The organism is Lysinibacillus fusiformis, from assembly GCF_002845985.1.
Classification (GTDB): Bacteria; Bacillota; Bacilli; order Bacillales_A; family Planococcaceae; genus Lysinibacillus; species Lysinibacillus fusiformis_D.
Window position 1 is genome coordinate 215587 of record NZ_PDFK01000004.1, and the last position, 20742, is coordinate 236328.

General features: G+C 38.9%; 20 protein-coding genes. 8 read left to right on the plus strand and 12 right to left on the minus strand.

Going from position 1 to position 20742, the window contains the following annotated elements; all coding sequences use genetic code 11:
• Position 1: 1 nt before the first annotated feature.
• From CRI88_RS15700 to CRI88_RS15715, 4 genes are all read right to left on the minus strand, one after another.
• Complete coding sequence (locus CRI88_RS15700) at positions 2-1090, minus strand: tartrate dehydrogenase (RefSeq protein ID WP_101966828.1); 1089 nt, start codon at positions 1088-1090, stop codon at positions 2-4.
• Entirely contained in the window at positions 1087-2319 is a 1233-nt protein-coding gene (locus tag CRI88_RS15705; protein ID WP_101966829.1) for a M20 family metallopeptidase, read from the minus strand. The genes CRI88_RS15700 and CRI88_RS15705 overlap by 4 nt, the downstream gene beginning before the upstream one ends.
• A gap of 386 nt (positions 2320-2705) precedes the next feature.
• On the minus strand, positions 2706-3833 hold the full coding sequence (locus tag CRI88_RS15710) for a conserved virulence factor C family protein (protein WP_101966830.1): 1128 nt from the start codon (positions 3831-3833) through the stop codon (positions 2706-2708).
• Between the two features lie 12 nt (positions 3834-3845).
• Positions 3846-5732 (minus strand): ABC-F family ATP-binding cassette domain-containing protein, encoded by a 1887-nt coding sequence (locus tag CRI88_RS15715; protein ID WP_101966831.1) that lies wholly within the window; start codon positions 5730-5732, stop codon positions 3846-3848.
• Positions 5733-6075: 343 nt separating this feature from the next.
• Between CRI88_RS15715 and CRI88_RS15720 the strand changes: the two genes are divergently transcribed.
• Together CRI88_RS15720 and CRI88_RS22345 are read left to right on the plus strand one after the other, a co-directional pair.
• Positions 6076-6288: a hypothetical protein gene (locus tag CRI88_RS15720; protein ID WP_036121542.1), complete on the plus strand. Its 213-nt coding sequence runs from the start codon at positions 6076-6078 to the stop codon at positions 6286-6288.
• A gap of 18 nt (positions 6289-6306) precedes the next feature.
• On the plus strand, positions 6307-6612 hold the full coding sequence (locus CRI88_RS22345; protein ID WP_145991324.1) for a hypothetical protein: 306 nt from the start codon (positions 6307-6309) through the stop codon (positions 6610-6612).
• A gap of 370 nt (positions 6613-6982) precedes the next feature.
• Here the strand turns inward: CRI88_RS22345 and CRI88_RS15725 are convergent, their stop codons facing one another.
• Positions 6983-7699, minus strand: coding sequence for a hypothetical protein (locus CRI88_RS15725; protein WP_036121539.1), 717 nt, complete (start codon positions 7697-7699; stop codon positions 6983-6985).
• A 700-nt stretch (positions 7700-8399) separates the two neighbouring features.
• On the opposite strand from CRI88_RS15725, the gene CRI88_RS15735 reads away from it, so the two are divergent.
• The 5 genes from CRI88_RS15735 to CRI88_RS22360 are packed head-to-tail and all read left to right on the plus strand — an operon-like array spanning position 8400 to position 9580.
• On the plus strand, positions 8400-8720 hold the full coding sequence (locus CRI88_RS15735) for a helix-turn-helix domain-containing protein (protein ID WP_145991326.1): 321 nt from the start codon (positions 8400-8402) through the stop codon (positions 8718-8720).
• Between the two features lie 8 nt (positions 8721-8728).
• Complete coding sequence (locus CRI88_RS22540; protein WP_155273184.1) at positions 8729-8887, plus strand: hypothetical protein; 159 nt, start codon at positions 8729-8731, stop codon at positions 8885-8887.
• 36 nt (positions 8888-8923) lie between these two features.
• Positions 8924-9001, plus strand: coding sequence for a hypothetical protein (locus CRI88_RS23235; protein ID WP_145991332.1), 78 nt, complete (start codon positions 8924-8926; stop codon positions 8999-9001).
• Positions 8989-9339, plus strand: a complete 351-nt coding sequence (locus tag CRI88_RS22355) for a hypothetical protein (RefSeq protein ID WP_145991328.1) — start codon at positions 8989-8991, stop codon at positions 9337-9339. The genes CRI88_RS23235 and CRI88_RS22355 overlap by 13 nt, the downstream gene beginning before the upstream one ends.
• Before the next feature lie 28 nt (positions 9340-9367).
• Positions 9368-9580 (plus strand): IS3 family transposase, encoded by a 213-nt coding sequence (locus CRI88_RS22360; protein WP_257982920.1) that lies wholly within the window; start codon positions 9368-9370, stop codon positions 9578-9580.
• A 53-nt stretch (positions 9581-9633) separates the two neighbouring features.
• Here CRI88_RS22360 and CRI88_RS15745 read toward each other — a convergent pair whose 3' ends face one another.
• The 7 genes from CRI88_RS15745 to CRI88_RS15775 form a co-directional block, all read right to left on the minus strand.
• Entirely contained in the window at positions 9634-10248 is a 615-nt protein-coding gene (locus CRI88_RS15745) for an HD domain-containing protein (RefSeq protein ID WP_036121558.1), read from the minus strand.
• Between the two features lie 705 nt (positions 10249-10953).
• A complete protein-coding gene (locus CRI88_RS15750) occupies positions 10954-11997 on the minus strand; it encodes an S-methyl thiohydantoin desulfurase domain-containing protein (RefSeq protein WP_101966832.1) in 1044 nt (347 codons plus the stop codon).
• A gap of 16 nt (positions 11998-12013) precedes the next feature.
• Positions 12014-13588, minus strand: a complete 1575-nt coding sequence (locus CRI88_RS15755; RefSeq protein ID WP_036123027.1) for an OPT/YSL family transporter — start codon at positions 13586-13588, stop codon at positions 12014-12016.
• Positions 13589-13610: 22 nt separating this feature from the next.
• Entirely contained in the window at positions 13611-14363 is a 753-nt protein-coding gene (locus tag CRI88_RS15760) for an IclR family transcriptional regulator (protein ID WP_036123024.1), read from the minus strand.
• Positions 14364-14374: 11 nt separating this feature from the next.
• Positions 14375-16051 carry a hydantoinase B/oxoprolinase family protein gene (locus CRI88_RS15765; RefSeq protein ID WP_101966833.1) on the minus strand — a complete coding sequence of 559 codons (1677 nt, stop codon included), beginning with the start codon at positions 16049-16051 and terminating at the stop codon, positions 14375-14377.
• A gap of 3 nt (positions 16052-16054) precedes the next feature.
• A complete protein-coding gene (locus CRI88_RS15770) occupies positions 16055-18091 on the minus strand; it encodes a hydantoinase/oxoprolinase family protein (protein ID WP_089932528.1) in 2037 nt (678 codons plus the stop codon).
• A gap of 489 nt (positions 18092-18580) precedes the next feature.
• Positions 18581-20260: a formate--tetrahydrofolate ligase gene (locus tag CRI88_RS15775; protein WP_101966834.1), complete on the minus strand. Its 1680-nt coding sequence runs from the start codon at positions 20258-20260 to the stop codon at positions 18581-18583.
• A 212-nt stretch (positions 20261-20472) separates the two neighbouring features.
• Here CRI88_RS15775 and CRI88_RS15780 point away from each other — a divergent pair, with 212 nt between their 5' ends.
• A complete protein-coding gene (locus tag CRI88_RS15780; RefSeq protein WP_004269397.1) occupies positions 20473-20673 on the plus strand; it encodes a cold-shock protein in 201 nt (66 codons plus the stop codon).
• Positions 20674-20742 lie beyond the last annotated feature (69 nt).

Genomic DNA, 20742 nt, shown 5'->3' on the forward strand with positions numbered 1-20742 from the left:
CCTAAACACCTCCTGCTGTTAAAGTCCTATTAATGATTTCCTGACAAATTGCATCGCCCATTTGTGCCGTTGTCGCTTGTCCACCAATATCTGCTGTCTTTACGATACCTTCCTGTAGCACTGTTGTAATCGCCTTAACAATGAGCTGTTCTAAATCGCTTCTACCTTGATGTCCAAGAAGTAAGGCAAGCGACCAAATTTGTGCAATGGGGTTAGCAATGCCCTTACCTGCAATATCTGGTGCAGACCCATGAACAGGCTCAAACATCGATGGAAAATCCTTTTCTGGATTCAGGTTTGCCGATGGAGACAGACCAAGTCCCCCGACAATAGCTGAGCCTAAATCGGATAAAATATCGCCGAATAAATTGGACGCCACAACCACCTCGAAATCCTGTGGACGTTCGACAAAATAGGCTACCAAAGCATCAATATAAATGGATTTCAACTGTAGGTCTGATGAGCTTTGTGCCACCGTTTTTTTTGTCTGTTCATCCCAAAATTTCATCGAATGAATAATGGCATTCGATTTTGTCGCACTGGTGATATTGGTTTTACCATGTTGCTTGGCATAATTACAGGCAGCTCGGACAATTTTTTCAATGCCAATCCGCGTCATAATGGTATTTTGAATGGTCATTTCCTGTGGCTGCTGCTGATACAGTCGACCACCACTATCCGAATATTCGCCCTCCGCATTTTCACGGAAGATGACAAAGTCAATGTCTTTACCATTCGTTAAAGGAGATGCTATCCCTGGCAACGATTTAATAGGACGGAAATTCACATACTGCTGGAAATGTTTCCGAATAGGCATAATTAATTGCCAAACCGTGACATCATCTGGCACACGAGCATCGCCAATTGCACCAAATAAAATCGCATCATATGTTTGAAGTGTTTCCAATGCATCCTCGGGCATCATACAGCCGTGCTGCACATAATAATCAGAGCTCCAAGGAAAAATGGTCGTTTCAATGTGTAAGGAACTGTCCTGTTCCTGCAAACATGTCAGCACCTTTAATGCTTCCTGCATTACCTCTTTTCCTATGCCATCCCCTGGTATGACGGCCATTTTTATTGACGTCATTGTTCATCACCCACCAAAAATTTTAATGCTGCTAAACGGTAAATAGCCGTTGTTTCTGCTAATTCTTCAAGCTCTACATATTCATTGATTTGATGAGGAATTTCGCGATCTCCAGCACCGACCGTCACAATCGGGATGCCATGAACATGAAGAAACGTACCATCTGTCGCACCCGGAACACCATTATATTTCGGTTCCTTCTCCGTCACCTCTGCCACCGCCTCATAAATAGCCTGTACCACAGGATCTTCCTTAGCCGTTGCAGTAGCCGGCCGATTATCAAGCACCGTTAGTTCGACTTTAAAATCAGGGTCATCTGCTTGTAATCGTTTAATAATGGCCTCGATTTTGCCTACTAGCTCATCATGATCCTGAGCAGGCACTGTGCGGATGTCGAGCGTCGTCATACAATGATCTGGAATGACATTGATTTGTGCATCACCTTTAACCGGCGCACGTAAAATCGTTGGTGTGATAGATGGCCAATTCAGCATCGGATCACGCCCTAATCGTGCTTGCTCCTCTTTTTCCAATTTTTCAAGTTCTACGATAAAACGCGCCATGCGCCAGTTTGGATTTATACCGCTCCACGAAATAGCACCATGCGCCATTTTACCGAAAATATCTACTTGTAAACGTATGGCCCCACGCTGTGCAATACATACATTATTTTCCTGTGGCTCACAGATAATTGCACCATCCACTCCATCAGCCCAGCCATTTTTAATAAAATGCTTAATGCCAAGCATTAGCCCCTCTTCATCATAAGGAATACATAAAATAATCTTGCCAGTAAACTCCTCTCGATCTAGTAGCAATGACTGGCAAGCCGTAATCATACAAGCCAAATTCCCCTTTGTATCATTCGTTCCCCTGCCATACATACGCCCATCCACAATCTCTGCTCCAAATGGATCATAAGCCCAAGCCTCTCGATTGCCCTCTGTCACGACATCTGTATGTCCTTCGAAAAGTAATGTTTTCCCAGGCTTGCCCGAATCAATAATGCCAATGACATTCGGTCGCCCTGGCACAACTTCCTCTACATGCGTTTCGATGCCAATATCTCGTAAATAAGAGGCTACAAAAGTTGCCACCTCTTGCTCATTACCCTTCGGATCGTTCTCACGGTAAACGCTTTCAATTCGCACAAGCTTCTGTGTTAATGCAATGACCGCCTCCCGATCACGCACATACGATTTCGTTGCTTTCAAACTAGTTACTGTCATGCAAAGGCCCCCTATTTTTAGAGAATATTCTGAATTTATGTTATTTTATCATTGTCCTTTCTCTATGAAACTAGACAATATGTTAATGATTCCTAGAATGACCTTAACTTTTTGTTTAGCAATAAAACGCTAGAAAATGACAAATTATTCTGTTTTACGTGAATTTTTGATAGATTTTTTGAATGAAGAAGAGTTTATGGTTCGATTTTGGGGTGCTTGATTTTATAGTGAGTAAGTCGGTGCATCCTACTTTTGAAAGACTTGTTCTCCTTTTAGAGCTGAGCCTCACGCTACTTATGAGCGACCTTTTCTTTTATTTGAGAGCGAACAACCACCCTATCCCCTCCTAAAACGAAAAAAACCAGCAGCTGCTGGTTTTTTCCTGTTTATTGTTGACGGGATTCGGTCATTTGCTTCCAGACCGAGCCTTTTGCTTCCTCACCTTGTTCGATACGAGCAATAGCCATTTTCACTTGTAATTTCACTTCGAATTCTTTATCATCCTCAGCCGCTTTTAGTGCTGGTAAAGATTGCTCCGTGCCGACCTCATATAAATACATCGCTGCACGCCAGCGAACCAATTTGTTTTTATCTTGCAAGGCTTGCTGCATGGCTTCTTCAAATTCTACAAGGCCAAGATCACTCATACAGTCGCCTGCTGTTCGACGTACCGCTGCACTTTTATCCTGTAAGGCTCTTTCTAAATAAGGCACAACAGCCACATCTTCAATCATGCCTAAGTAGACAGTCGCTAGTCGACGAATGGACATCTGTTCATCCTGTAAGGCTAAATCAAGTAATGGTAAATCATCTAGCTCTGGATCAGCCATTTGATCGAGCAACTGGAAGCGTTTCTCCCATTCTGGTTGATTGAACTGCTCCACTGTCACTTTTATTTTAGCTGTTTTAATAGCTGCTTTTTCATCATCATTATTAATAGCTGTGACAATTTCTGCTACACGCTCCGCAGAATACGTGACATCGATCTCCTGCTTGACTGTTTCTGCTATTTCCTCAAGCTCGCCATAGCGTACACCATAATCAATCCATTTGCGTTGGAAAATATAGTTTTCATCTACTGCTGATTCAATAATTTGATTAAAGGCATCAACAAAGCGGTCACCACAGCTAACACGATGTTCGCGCTGATTATCAAAAACTTTTACTTGTAGTGGCACTTGCTTGTAAAACTGTACATGCACATAAACCTCACCATAAAATTCATTGGCTACAACGGTTTCATCTTGTGTTTGTACATCTTCCCCTAACACTTGACGAATGCTTGCGAGAATACCTTCCCATGCATATTTGGCATTACGCTCAACAGCAAAGAAATCGGCTACGTGGTAAACGCCCTTTACCCCTTCAATAGCTAAAATGGCTGCAGCCTCGCCAGTTGCCTCGTCTTTATTATCCTTTGTAAAATTATAGCTTTTCCCGAACGGTAGCTCTGTATCAACGACAATCTTCATCGAATTGGGACTTGGCGTCGGTTCAATTGTAATAATCTTCATGTCTATCGCTCCTTATCCGTTGACAATTTCATCTAAATAAGACCATCTTTCAATCAGATGCTCATAGTGAGCATTTAGCTCATCCAACTTGGCTGTTAATTCCTGTAATTTTGTAAAATCTGAGCCCGCATTCGCGATTCCGTCTTCGGTCTCCATAATGGCTGTTTCCGTCTTTTCAATGTCATCTGCAATCGTTTCCCATTCCTTTTGCTCTTTAAACGATAGCTTTTTCTTGTCTGATTTTGGCTTTTCGGTCCTCGCCTTTTCGACTTTTGGCGCCTCTGCTTTGACAGTAGCTGCCTGCTCGCGCTTCTCTAAATACTCACTGTATAGATCCAGCGTTTCCTCTACCTGTCCTTGTCCATCCAATATCCATAACTTTTTCGCAATCCGGTCTAGGAAGAAACGGTCATGGGAAATCGTGATGACAACGCCAGGGAAATGCTCAATGAAATCCTCTAACACACCCAATGTTTCAATATCCAGGTCATTGGTTGGCTCATCAAGTAATAAAACATTTGGTTGCTCCATTAATAAACGTAATAAATGAAGACGTTTGCGCTCACCACCAGATAATTTTCCAATTGGTGTACCATGTGCGTGCAGCGGGAATAAAAAGCGCTCTAACATTTGAGCCGCTGAATAGCGAACGCCCTCTGCATCGGTAATATCATTAGAAGCCTCACGTATATATTCAATCATACGCTCATTTTCATTCATTTTCGGCAATGTTTGCTTGAAATGTGCCAGCTTCACTGTTGACCCTACAAGAATTTCACCTTGATCGGGTGTTAGCTCCCCTGCCAGCATGTTCAATAAAGTTGATTTTCCTACACCATTCGCACCAATAATACCGATTCGGTCCCCCTGCTGTAGTAAAAATGAAAAGTGTTCAAGAATTTTTTGCTGTCCGAAGGCTTTCGAAATATTTTCAGCCTCCAGTACTTTTCGACCAAGGCGTGTAGTTGCAAGGCCCAATTCCAATGAAACATCCTCTGATTTGCGCTCTAGGTTATCCTCCAGCTTTTCAAAGCGTTGAATACGCGCTTTTTGCTTAGTTGAACGTGCCTTCGCACCACGACGAATCCATTTCAACTCTGAACGATAACGGTTGCGATCCTTTTGCGCAGAGGCAGCCTTCATTTCCTCACGAATAGCACGTGACTCTAAATAATCACCATAATTTCCTGTATGACGATACAACGTTTGATCTGCAAGCTCGTAAATATGTGTCGATAATTCATCGAGGAAATAACGATCATGGGTGATGAAAATGACTGCACCCTTTAGACGTAGCACCATTTCTTGAAGCCACTCCGTTGACTCCACATCTAAATGGTTGGTAGGCTCATCCAATAAATAAAGATCTGCAGGCTCAATTAACACTTTGGCTAAGGCAACTCGTTTTTGCTGACCACCTGATAGCGTTAACACCTCTTTATCGAATGTTTCGATGCCTAGCTTCGTTAATGCCGTTTTCGCAAGGGCATTAACATCCCATGCCTGCTCTTCATCCATGCGCTGTTGCAGACTAAACAATGTCTTTTGTAAGCTTTCGGATGTTGGGTTGACAGCTAGTGCAGCTACTGTATCTTCATATTGGCGATTGAGTTGTAAAATCGGTGAATCGCCTGCAAAGACAGCCTGTAAAACCGTTTCTCCAGCATTAAATGTCGGCTCCTGTGGCAAATAGGCAACACGGTATTTATTCGGGCGATCGACTGTCATCATATCTGCTTCTATATCTCCAGCTAAAATGGATAACAGGGTTGATTTGCCCGTTCCATTAATACCGATTAAGCCTGCTCGCTCTCCTTCATAAATGGTAAATTCAATATTTTGAAAAAGCGTTTTATCGCCCACCGTTTTGGTTAGATTTTGTACGATTAAATGACTCATTCCACTATTCCATCTCTTTCATGTTAGGTATTGTTCATGCCCACACGATTTTTATGTAGACGATTATTGATATCCATTATTCATCATAACATCATTTGACAGGTAAACAAAGAACAACAACCCGTACTTACGATGGGTGAATGTCCTGTAAATTCGTGTGCATAAGCTGACAAAGCTTGATGATTCCTTGTTCTATGTCCTGTGGTTTTAGATACGAATGTAATACAAGCAATGGTTTGCCGTTTCTACCGATGATGAATTACTATTTATTTCTGATAAAAATATTTGGGCAAATCTTTATTCCCTTACTGCGTTAGACATTGCGTATTTTGAGGAACAAGACTTGGATCGTTTTTTTGAATTACTAAAGTTAGTCAAACAGAGTGGGGCAAACATTGACCATGTAAACGTAACAGATAGGAAAGAAGTTAGCCAAAGTACTGCTATTGGCTTTGATATGATGCTTGCTGAGAGCATAGACATAAAGGAAGAATTATTAGTTTCAATCAAGAAATCAAATTGGGAAGTTGCTAGTTTTTATGAAAATAAAAAATGAGTTGCAGAAAAAGAAAAAGTGCAAAATCGCCGTTTTACGTTTGATTCAAAATACAATGATTATTGGTTCAAATGTAGAGCAACAAATGACAAGGGCAAATGCACGAATATATTTGTCCAAATCTATTTCAAGGACCATAGCTTAACACAGGCAAATAGCCACCTAGAAGAAGAGTTCAACACGATATTTATGCTATTTGAAAAACGATACAGCTTTATAGAAGAGAGTTCAGATAATTCGATACATTTTACGGGTGCTGAAATTGCTCAATATGCAAGTACGGCCGATTTTATTAAAAAAATTTCAACTAATTTATTACAATAACAGGGTTATGTCAACAACTATCCTATTTTTTAATGGGGATTTTTTATGGAGTTAGCAGTCGTCAAAAATTTAGTTTTAACTATTGCTAACTTTGTGTTCATTTTAGAAAAAAACATCAATAATCGTCATGCATTAAGGGGTAAAATTACTGCGTAGTCTTTTTAAAACAGTCTACTTGACAGGGGTAAGTCCAAAAAATTTTTATTCGAGTTTACTTTTTAAAAAAGCGTTGATTTATTTTAATGCGACGCTAGTGCTCATATTTATGTTTCAAAAAAGTTAAGTTTAGTCAAACAATGATAAAAGAATCCCACGGAAAAGCAAACCTGTCTGCTTTCCCATGGGATTTTGTGTTTTGTGGTGATTAATCTTATTTTTTATAAACGGTTTTTTTAATGAAAGTACCATCTGGTTTATAAGCATGTCCGAAATTACATGTAGAACCAGTATCTACAGCATACTGAACTTTGTGGTGAGTTGTGAAAAGTTCGAAATAGATGCTTTCATCTGCTTTGATTGGTGTATTACTTGTGAACTCAACAGTGAAATCCTGCTCCAACTTAAATCCGATTTTAGCTTCGAGACCAGCTTTAGAGGCACCAAAAGTTCCGTCAAAAGTTGATTTAAAACTTTTCTTTTCTGATATTTTAAAGGTATCTGGACCATCTATAAAGAAGGTTTTATATGGGTAATTTTCGTTATACCAGCCAGACCCTAAGTCTTTTACATAACATATTTCGCCTTTCGCATACGGAGTAACTTCTTGGTCTGGTTTACTAAAGTCTGTTTCTGAAGGTGTATATTCATATTCAATTCTAACAGGAACTTCTTCTAAACCTTGTTCTACTGCAATTTCTTCCAATACTGACTTATCTGTAATAATTACAGATGATACACCTTCAGAGGACTGTAATTGCGTTTGCATCTCTAGGCTAATGGGTATTTTTGAAGTCATAGTATCTTCGCTTTCAATCTTCATACCATCTACCTTACAATCGGATGAAGAGGTACTCGCAAAAGATGTTGGAACTATTGAAAAACAAAAAATTGACGCTAAAAATAATGAACCAAAAGCTTTTTCAAACATTTTATTACCTCCTTTTTGTAATTCACTCATATTATAATGCATACATATATACTTTTAAAGTAAAATATGTAAATAATGCATTTATTGGAAAGGATTTGGTATTGTTGAAAAAATTTTTACTCTCTGTATATTTCGTAATAATTTCCTGCATTGGCATATTATTTGTACCAGTATCATTAAAGTGGGGGCCTCAACTTGAATTTTATGATAAAAGGTATGTTCCTTTATGGCAATTACAATCTAAGGAACTCCAAGTTGATGATTATTATCCAATTTATGAGCTTGATATTGTGAGAATAGTATATGAAATTGGCATAGTAACTTTATTACTGTTTATAATATATTTAATACTAAAGGAAGTCTAAGAACTTAAAAAAGATGGATTTATAGAATTGTGGTAACTCCATTTCCTACCAATAGGGTGTGGTCTAACAGTAGCGCTTTGCCTCCTGATTCAAATGTGATAATATAAATTTTATTATCAATATCTGTAAGTAAAGTGATTATAAATGACTAAATAGAAAATAGGAATAATGAACTGATAAAAATTTTAGGAATGGCAAATAAAAGTGATACTATGTTGAAAACCATAATGGCTAATTTCAATAATTTCTAAGGTGATATTATCCCCTTTAGGTAGACAATGTTAAAAAAACTACAGTACGCTGTAGATAACAGTTTACTTTAAGGGGGTTTTTCTATGTCGAGAAAAAATAATACGTATTCAAATGAGTTGAAATTAGAAGTAGCACAGGCTTATTTGGCGGGAGAAGAAAGTATGCAAAAGGTTGTGGAAAAATACGAGATTCGTAATGTTTCACAAGTAAAGGTATGGTTGAGAAAATTTAAAGAAGTAGAATCGATTGAAGCGTTTAACCGTCTTCCATCTTCAGGGTCAGGGGCAAAAGGCGTAAAAAATCCGTTCAAAGGCAAACGGATTCACTTCAAGGATATAGAAGAAGAACGTGACTACTACAAGGCACAGATAGAATACTTAAAAAAGCAGTACCCAAATCTGTAAATGGAGGAATGCCCACTTATCCAGATCGTTATCAAATAATTGAAGAAATGAAAGACCGTTATCCGATTACGTGGCTTGCAGAAATGGCGAAAATCCAACGTTCCGGCTATTATAAGTGGTTGAAAAATAGCAAGGTATCGTTGCGGAAACAGGATGATATCCTTTGAAAAGAACACATTTTAACCATTCATCAAACAAATAAAATGTATGGTTATCCACGCATAAAAATCGCTTTACGTGATAAAGGATTTAAGGTGAATCACAAAAAGTGTATCGATTAATGAGCGAATTAGGCATCCAATCCATCATCCGTAAGAAACGTCGCGTGTGGAAAAATCAAGTATCACGTACATTTGACAATGTGTTAGAACGCCAATTTAAAGACCGTGCAAAGAATGAAGTATTCGTCACAGACATTACGTATTTACCGACAGAAACAGGCTTTCTATATCTGTCTGCCATTCAAGATTTAAACAACAACGAAATTGTGGCTTGGCAAATAGGCAAATGGAATGATTTACAGCTGATGATGGACACATTAAGCGAGTTAACAACAAAAAGAAATGTGTTATCGAAGCATCATCCACTCAGATCAAGGCTTTCAATACACATCCCTTAAATATCATCAAACAATTGAACAGCTTGGCATGATTGGCAGCCATTCCCGCAAAGGTATTTGCCACGATAACACCTGCATTGAATCATTCTTCTCACACTTTAAAAGAGAATGTTTGTATCTTTTACAAGATCATTCTGAAGAGGAAATGATTCGAGCTGTTGAACAGTATAACTATAAACGCTTCCAAAAACTACTCAACCATCTGACACCGATAGAATATCGACATCAGATAGCTGCTTAGTCTTTTTAAAACAGTCTACTTGACAGGGGTAAATTCAAAGGCGGTTCTTTGTGCTATTGACCGATTTCGTGCTGTAATTGCTTTAAAAAGCTTTCCATAAATTGATGACGCTCTAAGGCCATTTGCTTGCCCTTTTCTGTCACCATTAAATCTTTTAGTAGTAATAATTTCTCATAAAAATGCGTAACAGATGCAGTATTTTTTTGACGATATTCTGACTCAGACATATTTGTACGTGCGTCTTCGTCCTTATCATATAGCTTACGACCTTTTGCTCCACCGTAAGCAAATGTTCTAGCGATGCCAATAGCCCCAATCGCATCTAAACGATCAGCATCTCGAACAATCTTTGCTTCCAATGAGGTTGCTTCTAGCTCATTTCCACCATTAAACGACACTTGTGCGATACAGTCTCGAATATGCCGCTTTTTTTCCTCGCTAACAGGTAACTCTGCAATAAGCTGTTCTTCCTGTTCCTTGCTATCAGTATACTTTTTGTCACTAACATCATGCAAAAGCACCGCTATTTTGACCACCTCAACATCTGCTGTAGGCTCGGTATGTAAGATAGCTAATGCGTTTTGATAAACGCGTTCAATATGTTGAAAATCATGACTAGCATCAAATTGTGCATATACTTCACGTACTTTATTCATTAAATGATCCATCATGTACTCTCATTCCTTTCCTATAAGATTATACTGTACTTTTTCGAGTAAAAGGTAATGTAGTAAAATAAAAAAACAACACCATTTCAATTGACAAATTTTTCTGAATATTATATGATAAACGTACAGAACAATCTATTTGTTCTGTATCTCATATTTTTTTAGTCGTGTACAACAGCTATGTGTTTGACAAATGGAACATCAACTTCAGCGGGCTTACAATTGAATAACCTGTTTTAAAGATGACGTGCGTATTGAAAACCAATCATCTAAACAAATAAAAGTGAACACTTTCCCTTAGAAATTCTTTGTTTAACCCGCATAGCCATATGTACATGCAAAAAAATATGAACAACAAGTTAGTTTGATGCATGACCAAAAGGATTTCACTAGATGTAGCAAAAGTGAATTGTTTTTTATTAATGGTTGTTACCTTCTTCTAGTCAATTATTTGAGTATGTATGAACGTAGCTCCTCCCATTAATGAAAATCGTGCACGATCCTTGTTTACAGCTTGTGAACACCATGTTCAATGAGTTGTGCTCATTAGAATGAAAAACATGTAAGCCATAAATGTATGAAGCGATAAAGGAAGTAGGAACAATTTTGATAAAAAGTATGACCCTCCCGCTGAAGGACAAATAAAAGCTGCCCATCTTACAATCAAGTAGATGATGGCAGCTTTTACTGTTTTGTCTTTTTTCTTTACAGTACGTCTTGAATGATTGCATCAATTTCCTGTAAAAGGGCTTCATTTTGCATCGTTGAACTTAATTTCAAATTAGCTTGGTCTACGTGGATAACTGCTACATGCATCCCCTCTTGAATACTTGCGCTTGGCACAGGAATCATTTTTTCGATATCGAATGTCATAATGAGATCTGGAAATTTCGATTGCACCTGTCCTTCCTTCGATAACGTCATATATTCATTCCAGAAAGTTAGGTGATAATCACCAACTGCTAATTTCCCAACATCAAAGCCATTTTCCTTCGTTAATGAATATTTCTTTACTGCACCTGAAACGATGTGTACCCCATTCAATTGCTGTAAAACATGAGCTAATTTTTCTTCAAAAGTTTGTCCCTTTAAAAAGCCATAGCCAAGCTCAATGGCCATTGTGATGGCATTTGGTGCACCATGCTTCTGTAGATAGTCAATCGTCACTGGATTTCTTGTTACGCCTACAAGCCCACCTGCTAAAATAGAGGCTTGGCGTGCTGTTTTTGCCGTATTGTGTAAAGTTCCTTCCACAAAACCTTGAACTGCAAAATGAGCTTTTCCTCCTGCGTAAAATTGTACGGATTGATAATTTGATTGTTCATGTAGATTTAAAGAACCCATAATACCTGTCGGATGTGCTCGTCCATTACAAGGAGCGTCAACGACTGGGACATTTAATAGGACCGACTGTAACCAGCCATTAATCGTCGTATTGGCACCATTTTCATTCGTAATGATGCCCTTCAGACGTTGATCGCAATAGTGATTCATACTATGGTAGCTCCAACAAAGCTGCTCGCTAGAAATGTATTGATCGGCTGATGATGGTGCGCCGACCATTGCTACACATGCCACTAAGTCCTCATGATTTAATTCAGAGATATCCATTAATTGAGGTGTCCCAGCAGCAAAGATTTCCTCCACTAGCTTGAGCCCTTCCTCTAGGAGACCACCTCCGCCACCACCAAGGATTGCTCCTCCATAAACTGCAGCAATCCCATCCTCATATGATAATACTTTTACCATTCAACCTTACTCCTTTCTATTTCCCTATTTTTAGAATAGAGGAGAAGAAGCTATACAACGCATCTCCAGCAATGACACCCGCTGCAAAGACCGTCATTTCAGATTCTCTCTTGCCTTTCGTCATATACGTGAAAATAACACGAAGCAAGATACCCACTAATACAGCCCAACCAGCAATCGGGTTAATCAGTAATAAACCAGTAGCAAACAGGATACCCATTTGTCGTTTTGAACCACCTATTAATTGAATCAATGCACCAGGAATCGCCCAAATCATTAATTGTTTCGCTACATCGCCTGTAACACCTGATTGAATTGTCGCTGCATAGACATGATTCACAGGTGCTACTAAACCTTGTGCAAAATAAGATTTATAGGAAAGTAGAACAACTACTGCTGAAATCGAGAAGGCTAACATACCCGCAATCATTTGCTGCTTGCGTCCTTCTTTTTCTAAAGCTGGGTCACTACCATTTCCACGTAAAATGAAACCTGTTTTCAAATCATAGCCCATATCGGCAAATGCTACCCCCGTAGCGGCACTATAGCCTGCTAATAAAGCAAGTGCTGGTGCTGGGAAACCTATTAAAATACCAACAATTAGTGTAATAAATGCCACTGCAAATGCTGGGAACCAACCTGCATGCATCGCTGCAATACCAACGATTAGCTCATGGACAAATGCTGCAATTGTTGCGAAAATGATGAAGCCTATTAACATACCGAATGACATATGTGTAATTATTCCGCCTAAAAGGGCGATTAATAATGCAATGACTAAATAAGCAATAAAACCTACACCAAAACCTTGGCGAATTTCTTTAGCATCTTTTGAATAGCTTAATTCTTCTGACTTTTTAGCAGAGCGTTTATTCATTAATGTAAATGCTACTTGGAAAAGAGCCACAATTCCGGCACCAATCATAATACCATGTGGAATATAATAGGCATTTAAATCAACATTAAATAATTGAACAGAATAGCCTCTTAGTAAAAGACCAATTCCAAACATCGTCAGCGCCCAAATATTGCCGATGAACGCCACCCCAAAAGCTGACATTGGAATTTTAAGAACAGCTCCCACGATACCGATTAATACACCACCAACTAATACCTTTGCATTTTTACCGCCTTTATCGCCAGCTTTAATAGCTTCAGCAGTTGCAATCCCTGGTGGCCAAGTACCTGCTGCCGGGAAAATCTTTGTATCAAAAAATTTATATAATAATAAAGCATCAACAAACATCGCTAAAATAACACCGATAAATAATGGTAAAACTAAATTTTCATAACCTAAAACGTATGGAATACCGATTGGCAGCATTAAGCTACTTGCTGCACTAAATGTAGCAGATGAAATCGCCGTTTGAATAATATTTTGTCTGTGCACGGATTTGAATGCAATGAGCTTTCCTATTGGTATTCTTCCGAGAATCATCGCAAATATTGCCCCAACGATCGATGTATTAGCAGAAATCCCTAAAGTTGTAATCAGTTGAATCCCAATAATAGCCCCAACGACAGATGTTAAGACAATCATTAGTAACGTTACAGGCTCTAAAGCCCTAGGATGTAATACTTTATTATTCATAGTGACAGCTCCCCTATTGTTGTTATAGTTTTGAAATGTGTGATTGTATTTGCTGAGCTACTTTCACTAACTGTTCAAGCATATATTTCTCCCTTTGATCATTTAAATCATATACCAAACCAGAAATTGTAAGAGATGCGATGATTTCTTTTTTATAGTTAAATAATGGTACACTAATGCCAAATGCATGTTCATTATACTCCCCAACCGTTCCACACCAGTTGTTGCGACGGATTTGCTGCAGCTCTCCCTTTAATGATTCAAGGTAGGACTTATGTTCTTCTTTCGATTGTTCCTCTTGAAAGAAGGCTATTAATTCGAGCTGTCTGTTCTCCTCTAAATAGGCAAACATCACCTTACAGGAGGCACCGATGTAAAGGGGTGTCTTCGTTCCTAAAGACACCGCATACTTTACATTTTTATTGCTTTCGGCTATTTTTGTTGTGACACCATATTCATTGTCCATATAAGTAAGAAATACTGATTCATTCATTTCACTAGCAAGATTTTGCATTAATTCATAAATGGTCGAGTGTGGGTCTTTTGAATTCGATAGCACATCATAAAAAAGGTACATTTTGTAACCTAATTTATATTTTTTAGTGTATTCATCCTGTATTAAATAACCCGCTTCTGTAAATGTATTAATGGTTCTTTGCACAACACTTGTCGGCAACTTCATCATGCGTGAAATTTCACGAACACCTAATGCGTTTTCTGTCGTAGCAAAGCATTCTAGTATATCCAATGAGTTTTTTAATGTCTTGACAGTCATTTATTTCTCCCTTAAGCGTTTTGATAAGCGTATTGCTTTCTCGCCACTTCTTCAGAAATATATTCATTTAATAAATCACGTTCAATGGCTTCCGTGCTTCTTTCTAATGGATTGCCGTAACCACCGCCAGTTGCTGTAACAAGCTCAATACGGTCTCCTTTTTGCAATTCATAATTGGCAAGTACACCTACTGGTCCAACCTTCGTTCCATCCTTTTTATGAACGATTAAATAGTTGTGAGAGCCTTCCCCACCACCATTTAAACCGAATGGCGCAAATTGATGTCTGCCTAGGTTCACAGAAACCTTTTGACCATCATGATTGACTGTATAGACACGACGTACACCTAAGCCACCCCTAAATTGACCGACACCAGCACCATCGCAGTTTAAACTATATTCGTCAATTTGAATACCGTATTTTGTTTCTGCAATTTCCACAGGAAGGTTATAGGTTTCACCATCTCCCATGCAGTATTGCCCACTTTGACCATCCTCATCATTTGCTGCTCCCCAACCACCAACAGATGGTTCAACAATTAGGAACGACTCATCATTTTCAGGGTTTTTACCTGTTAAGATAAATGTACAAACGGACTGTAAATGCCCTGCCGATAATCTTTCTGGCAAATGCGGTGCAAGAGCTTTCCAAATTAAATCCGCAGCCCCAATACGCGCCTCAAAGTTCATGGATACAGGATGTGGACGTTTAGCGGAAACAATCGAATTTTCATCTGTGATAATCGTTAAGCGTTTAAAGACACCCTCGTTAATTACATCAATATCGCCAAGTAAAGCTAAGAACATAACGCGCACACTTGCCATTAAACCAAATTGTGAACAGTTCACTGGCACATTGACCGCAGGATGCGAGCCTCTAAAATCACAAATAAATTCTTCATCACTAATCGTTACTTTCACTTTAATTGGATAGGGTCCGCCCTTTAATGGATCCCCTTCAATAAAGTCTTCCGCATAAAATCCACCTTTTGGTAAATGTTGAAGCTCAAGCTCTACAATTTTCTCCCCCTTGTCCAATAATCTTTGAATGGACAATTTCACCGATTCAGCACCAAACTTCTGACAAAGCTCTGCAATGCGTTTTTCACCTGTTTTTAAGGCTGCCACTTGTGCAAACATATCGCCAATTGAAAGCTCTGGTAAACGAACGTTCGTTGCTATAATTTCATAGACCGCCTCGTTCAACTCCCCTTTATGATAAAGTTTGACACCCGGTAGCTGTAAACCTTCCTGATAGATTTCATTAGAATTACTTGTAAACGAACCTGGGTCCATCCCCCCTACCTCTGTCCAGTGTGCTTTATTGGCAGAGTAAGCAATAATTTCACCTTTATAAAAAATCGGTAATACTAAGCCCACATCCGATAAATGCGATCCACCCCCAACATATGGGTCGTTAATAATAATGACATCGCCTTCATGCAACTTTCCATTATCGAATTTTTCAATAACACGTTGCACCATTGGACTTAGCATCCCAATAAAGCTTGTGACACCATTCCCTTGGCTAATTAAATTACCTTTGGCATCCGTTAAACCACAAGCGTAGTCTAATACTTCATAAATAACTGGGCTCATGGATGAACGTGCTAGAGCCACAAACATTTCGTCCCCTATGGCTAGCAATGAATCTTGAATAATTTCTACTGCAAAAACGTCTTTTTTCATGTTTTATTTCCCCTCCATCTCTACAATCAAATTGCCATATTTATCAATTTCAATGGATTGCTTGTCATTGATTACGACCGTAGATGTTGGATTTTCCACAATAGCAGGACCTGCAATGACATAACCTGGTACGAGCTTTTGTTGATCGTAGACATTGACCTCTACCCAACCTGTTCCCTTCACATATAAATTACGCTGTGCTTTGATACATGTGGAAGCGTCGACCTGTGAGAAGTCTAGTTCCTTAAACTGAACTGCCTCATCTTTTCCGTAGATTGTAAGATGTAAATTGACTAACTCAATGGGCGTAGCTGGTAAATCAAATGAAAACTCTTGTTTATGTTTAACATGGAAAGCCTCCGCTAATTCGCGTAGCCCCTCTTCTGTAATCGTGCTAGTCGATGCGTTCAATTTCACTGCATGCTCTTGTCCTTTGTATCGTAAATCATAATTAATCTCAAAATAATAATGATCCTTTGATAAAGGGGCATCCGCATAGGCATTGGCAATCGCCTGATCAATATTTTCTTGAATTGCCGCAAGATGGTTGGCATCAAAGCCCATTAAACTTGTTTGAATATAATCTTGTCGGTATTCTGTCATCATCATACCTAATGCTGAAAAGACGGAAGAACCATATGGAATAATCACTTTTTTCATACCTAATTCTTCTGCTAGGTTAATCGCATGTAGTGGGCCACCACCACCGAATGCTACCATTGTGAAGTCTTCTGGATCATAGCCTTTACGAATCGAAATCAACTTCAGTGCATTTAACATATTAGAGTTCGCAATATCTAAAATACCTTGAGCCGCTTCTTCTGCCGTTACATTAAACGGTTTCGCAATGGCTTCCACAAGAGCCTCCTCTACTTTGTCAATGGATACTGGATTATCAAAGTTTTCTAATGATAATCTTCCTAAATACACATTTGCATCGGTAATCGTCGGCTGTGTATTGCCTAAGCCATATGCCACTGGCCCTGGGTTTGCACCAGCAGAATCTGGACCAACCTTTAACGAGCCAAATGGATCTACACGTGCGATGGAGCCACCGCCATTACCGATTTCAACAATATCCACTACAGGCGTTTTAATTGGATAACCCGCAAATTTTTCATTTCTTTCGATATAGTAATCTGTTGTCACATTTACTTTGCCATCTGTAATAAGGGAGCATTTTGCCGTCGTCCCACCAACATCGAACGCAATAATATTCGATTCATTGAGTAGCTGCCCTAATTTGGCTGCCCCAAACATCCCCGCAACAGGACCAGATTCCACTAAATTGATCGGTAGCTCCATTGCTTTATCAAAGCTTGTCGTCCCACCATTTGATTGCATAATTTTTAAATGGTCTGTAATACCGATCGTACTTAATTTTTCTTTTAAGCTTTTTAAATAGGCATGGGCAATCGGCTTTACATAAGAATTCAACACCGTTGTATTCGTTCTTTCATACTCACGATATTCTTTAATGGTTTCACTTGAAAGTGTGATATACACCTCAGGCCAAATTTTTAAAATTTCCTCTTTTAGCTGTTGTTCATGAATAGGGTTTTTATAGCCGTGAATGAATGAAATGGCAATCGCCTCAACACCCAATTTTTTAAATTTACGAACGATTTCATCGACTTCTTCGGTGTTAAGCGCTTTCATAATATTTCCTTTAAAATCGATGCGTTCATCCATTTCCTGTCGTAAGTAACGTTCTACAAATGGTTGTGGCTTTTTATATTTAAAGTTATATAAGTCCGGTCGATTCCCACGTGCAATTTCTATGACGTCACGGAAGCCTTTAGTTGTAATTAACCCAACTACGCCCCCTTTTCTTTCCGTTAATGTATTGATAATAACCGTTGAACCATGAATAAATGATTCAATCAGAGATTCTTCTGTAACATGTCGTCCTAATACATTTAATATGCCATCCTCAAAGTGACCAGGTGTTGTATGTCCCTTATCAAAATGAAGATTTCCTTTTTCATCTGTGAAAACTAAGTCGGTAAAAGTACCGCCAATATCTGTTGCGATTTTCAAGACTGCATCCCTCCATGTTCCTATTATCGGAACAGTGTTCCGAATTAGAATTAAGTAAATTATATTTAAAAGAAAAAGAAAATTCAATGTATTTTTTAAATAAAAATTCATTTGACAATTAATCTGCGTTGTAAAAATCCGCTCTATCTTTCCAAAATCAGAGAACTATTGATAAAAAATACCAAACACATTTATATAAGGAAAGTTCTCATGATTTTTTGGAACATAAAAAAGATCCTAGTTTTCACTAGAATCTTAAAATTTTTTTAAAAAATTAACTTTTATGAATTTTCAATCATGCAGCGGATGAAGAAATCAACTAAAATTTCACATTTATGCCATGCCTGAATTATAGATAGACGATGAGTCGTGCGGAAAATAAATAGTAGTTCTCTTCCAAATTATGCAGAGATCATCTAGGAACCAAGTTTTCCCCTTTATCCATTAAAAAAAGCTGCCCATTTAAGTTGGGCAGCTTTAAAGAAGATATTAGAATAATCCTACCGCATGGCCTTCATTATCGACATTCATGCGAAGGGCAGCTGGAGTTTTAGGTAGTCCTGGCATGGTCATAATATCGCCTGTCAGACAAACGAGAAAGCCTGCACCAAGCTTTGGAATAACTTCACGAATTGTGATCGTAAAGCCTTCTGGTCGACCGAGTAAACTTGGTTGGTCGGATAAAGAATACTGTGTTTTCGCCATACAAACTGGCAGAGAGTCCCAGCCAAATTTTTCGATTTGAGCAATTTGTTTTTTGGCTTGATCAGTGAATTGTACATCTTTTCCGCCATATACCTTTTGCACAATCGTACGCACTTTTTCTTCAATGGACTCCGTTACATCATATAAAGGAGAGAAGTTGTTTTCTTCTTCAAGCACAGCTAATACTTGTTCAGCTAGCGCTAATCCGCCTTTCCCGCCCTCTTCCCAGACATTTGTACGGGAAATACGAACTTGATTTTCCTGACACCAGTTCAGAACAGCCTCTAGCTCCGCCTCTGAGTCTGTAATAAAACGATTTAACGCAATAATCGGTTCAACACCAAATGTACGTACCGTATCAACATGCTTAGCTAAGTTTTCAATTCCTTGTAGCAGGGCATTCACATTTTCGTCAACAAGTGCCGTTTTCGGTACACCACCATGCATTTTTAAGGCACGAATCGTTGCTACGATAACGACTGCACTTGGTTTAAAGCCCGCTTTACGTGCTTTAATATTCATAAATTTTTCAGCACCTAAATCGGAGCCAAAGCCCGCTTCTGTTACGACAATGTCCGCTAGCTTGCGAGCAGTTTGTGTCGCCATAATGGAATTACAGCCGTGGGCAATATTAGCAAATGGACCACCATGTATAATAGCTGGTGTTCCTTCTAATGTTTGAACTAAGTTTGGCTTGAAGGCATCTTTCAATAATAATGTTAAGGCACCTTCTACTTGTAAATCACGTACAAAGACAGGCTCACGCTCAAATGTATAGCCAACCACAATGCTAGCTATGCGTTCACGTAAATCCTCAATACTTGTCGCTAAACAGAACACCGCCATAATTTCGGAGGCCACTGTAATATCAAAGCCGTCCTCGCGCGGCATGCCCTGAACAGGGCCACCTAATCCCACAACCACTTTACGAAGGGCACGATCATTTAAGTCCATCACACGCTTCCAAATAATGCGTCGTGGATCAATGTTTAATGCATTTCCTTGATGGATATGATTATCAATGAATGCGGATAAAGCATTGTTGGCTGTTGTAATCGCATGAAGGTCGCCAGTGAAATGTAAATTAATATCCTCCATTGGTACAACCTGTGCGTAGCCGCCGCCAGTTGCCCCGCCTTTTACGCCCATAACTGGACCCAATGACGGTTCACGTAAAGCGACCATTACTTTCTTATTTAATTGATGAAGAGCATCTGCTAGTCCTACAGTAACCGTCGACTTCCCTTCACCTGCTGGTGTTGGACTAATAGCTGAAACTAGCACAACCTTTGCGTCCTCACCCTGAGCTGTAATTTTTAAAGGATCAATTTTTGCTTTGTAGCGTCCATACTGCTCAAGAGCATCCTCTGGAATACCCGCAGCATTGGCAATTTCCGTAATCGGTTTGATTACTGCTTGACTAGCGATTTCTAAATCTGATAATGGTTGATTTTTCGTTGTCATTTGGCATCCTACTTTCTATGTTGTTCATTTCCATTATAGTCTTAATTGTGAAAAAAAAGAAAGCCAGATACACAAGCATTTCGACAATCAATTGACATCTTTGTTCAATTCATGTATGTTCTAAGAGAAAATGCAATTTTTCACATTTTCTCAATGATAGCACAACTTAGTTAACTTTATTTTACATTCAAGCGCATTGGAGGCGAATGCTTATGCAACAGGGGATCGTAAAGTGGTTCAATAATGAAAAGGGTTATGGCTTTATTGAATGTGATGATGGAGAAGATGTATTTGTACATTTTACGGGCATCCAGGAGGAAGGCTTCCGTACACTTGAAGAAGGTCAGAAGGTGTCATTTGATGTTGTGGAAGGCAATCGAGGACCCCAGGCATCAAATGTTGTAAAATTATAAGCTCCAAAATTGAAAGTGGATGAGGTAGATGAATAGTGCTCAATCCGCTTTTTGACATGTTTGCACATA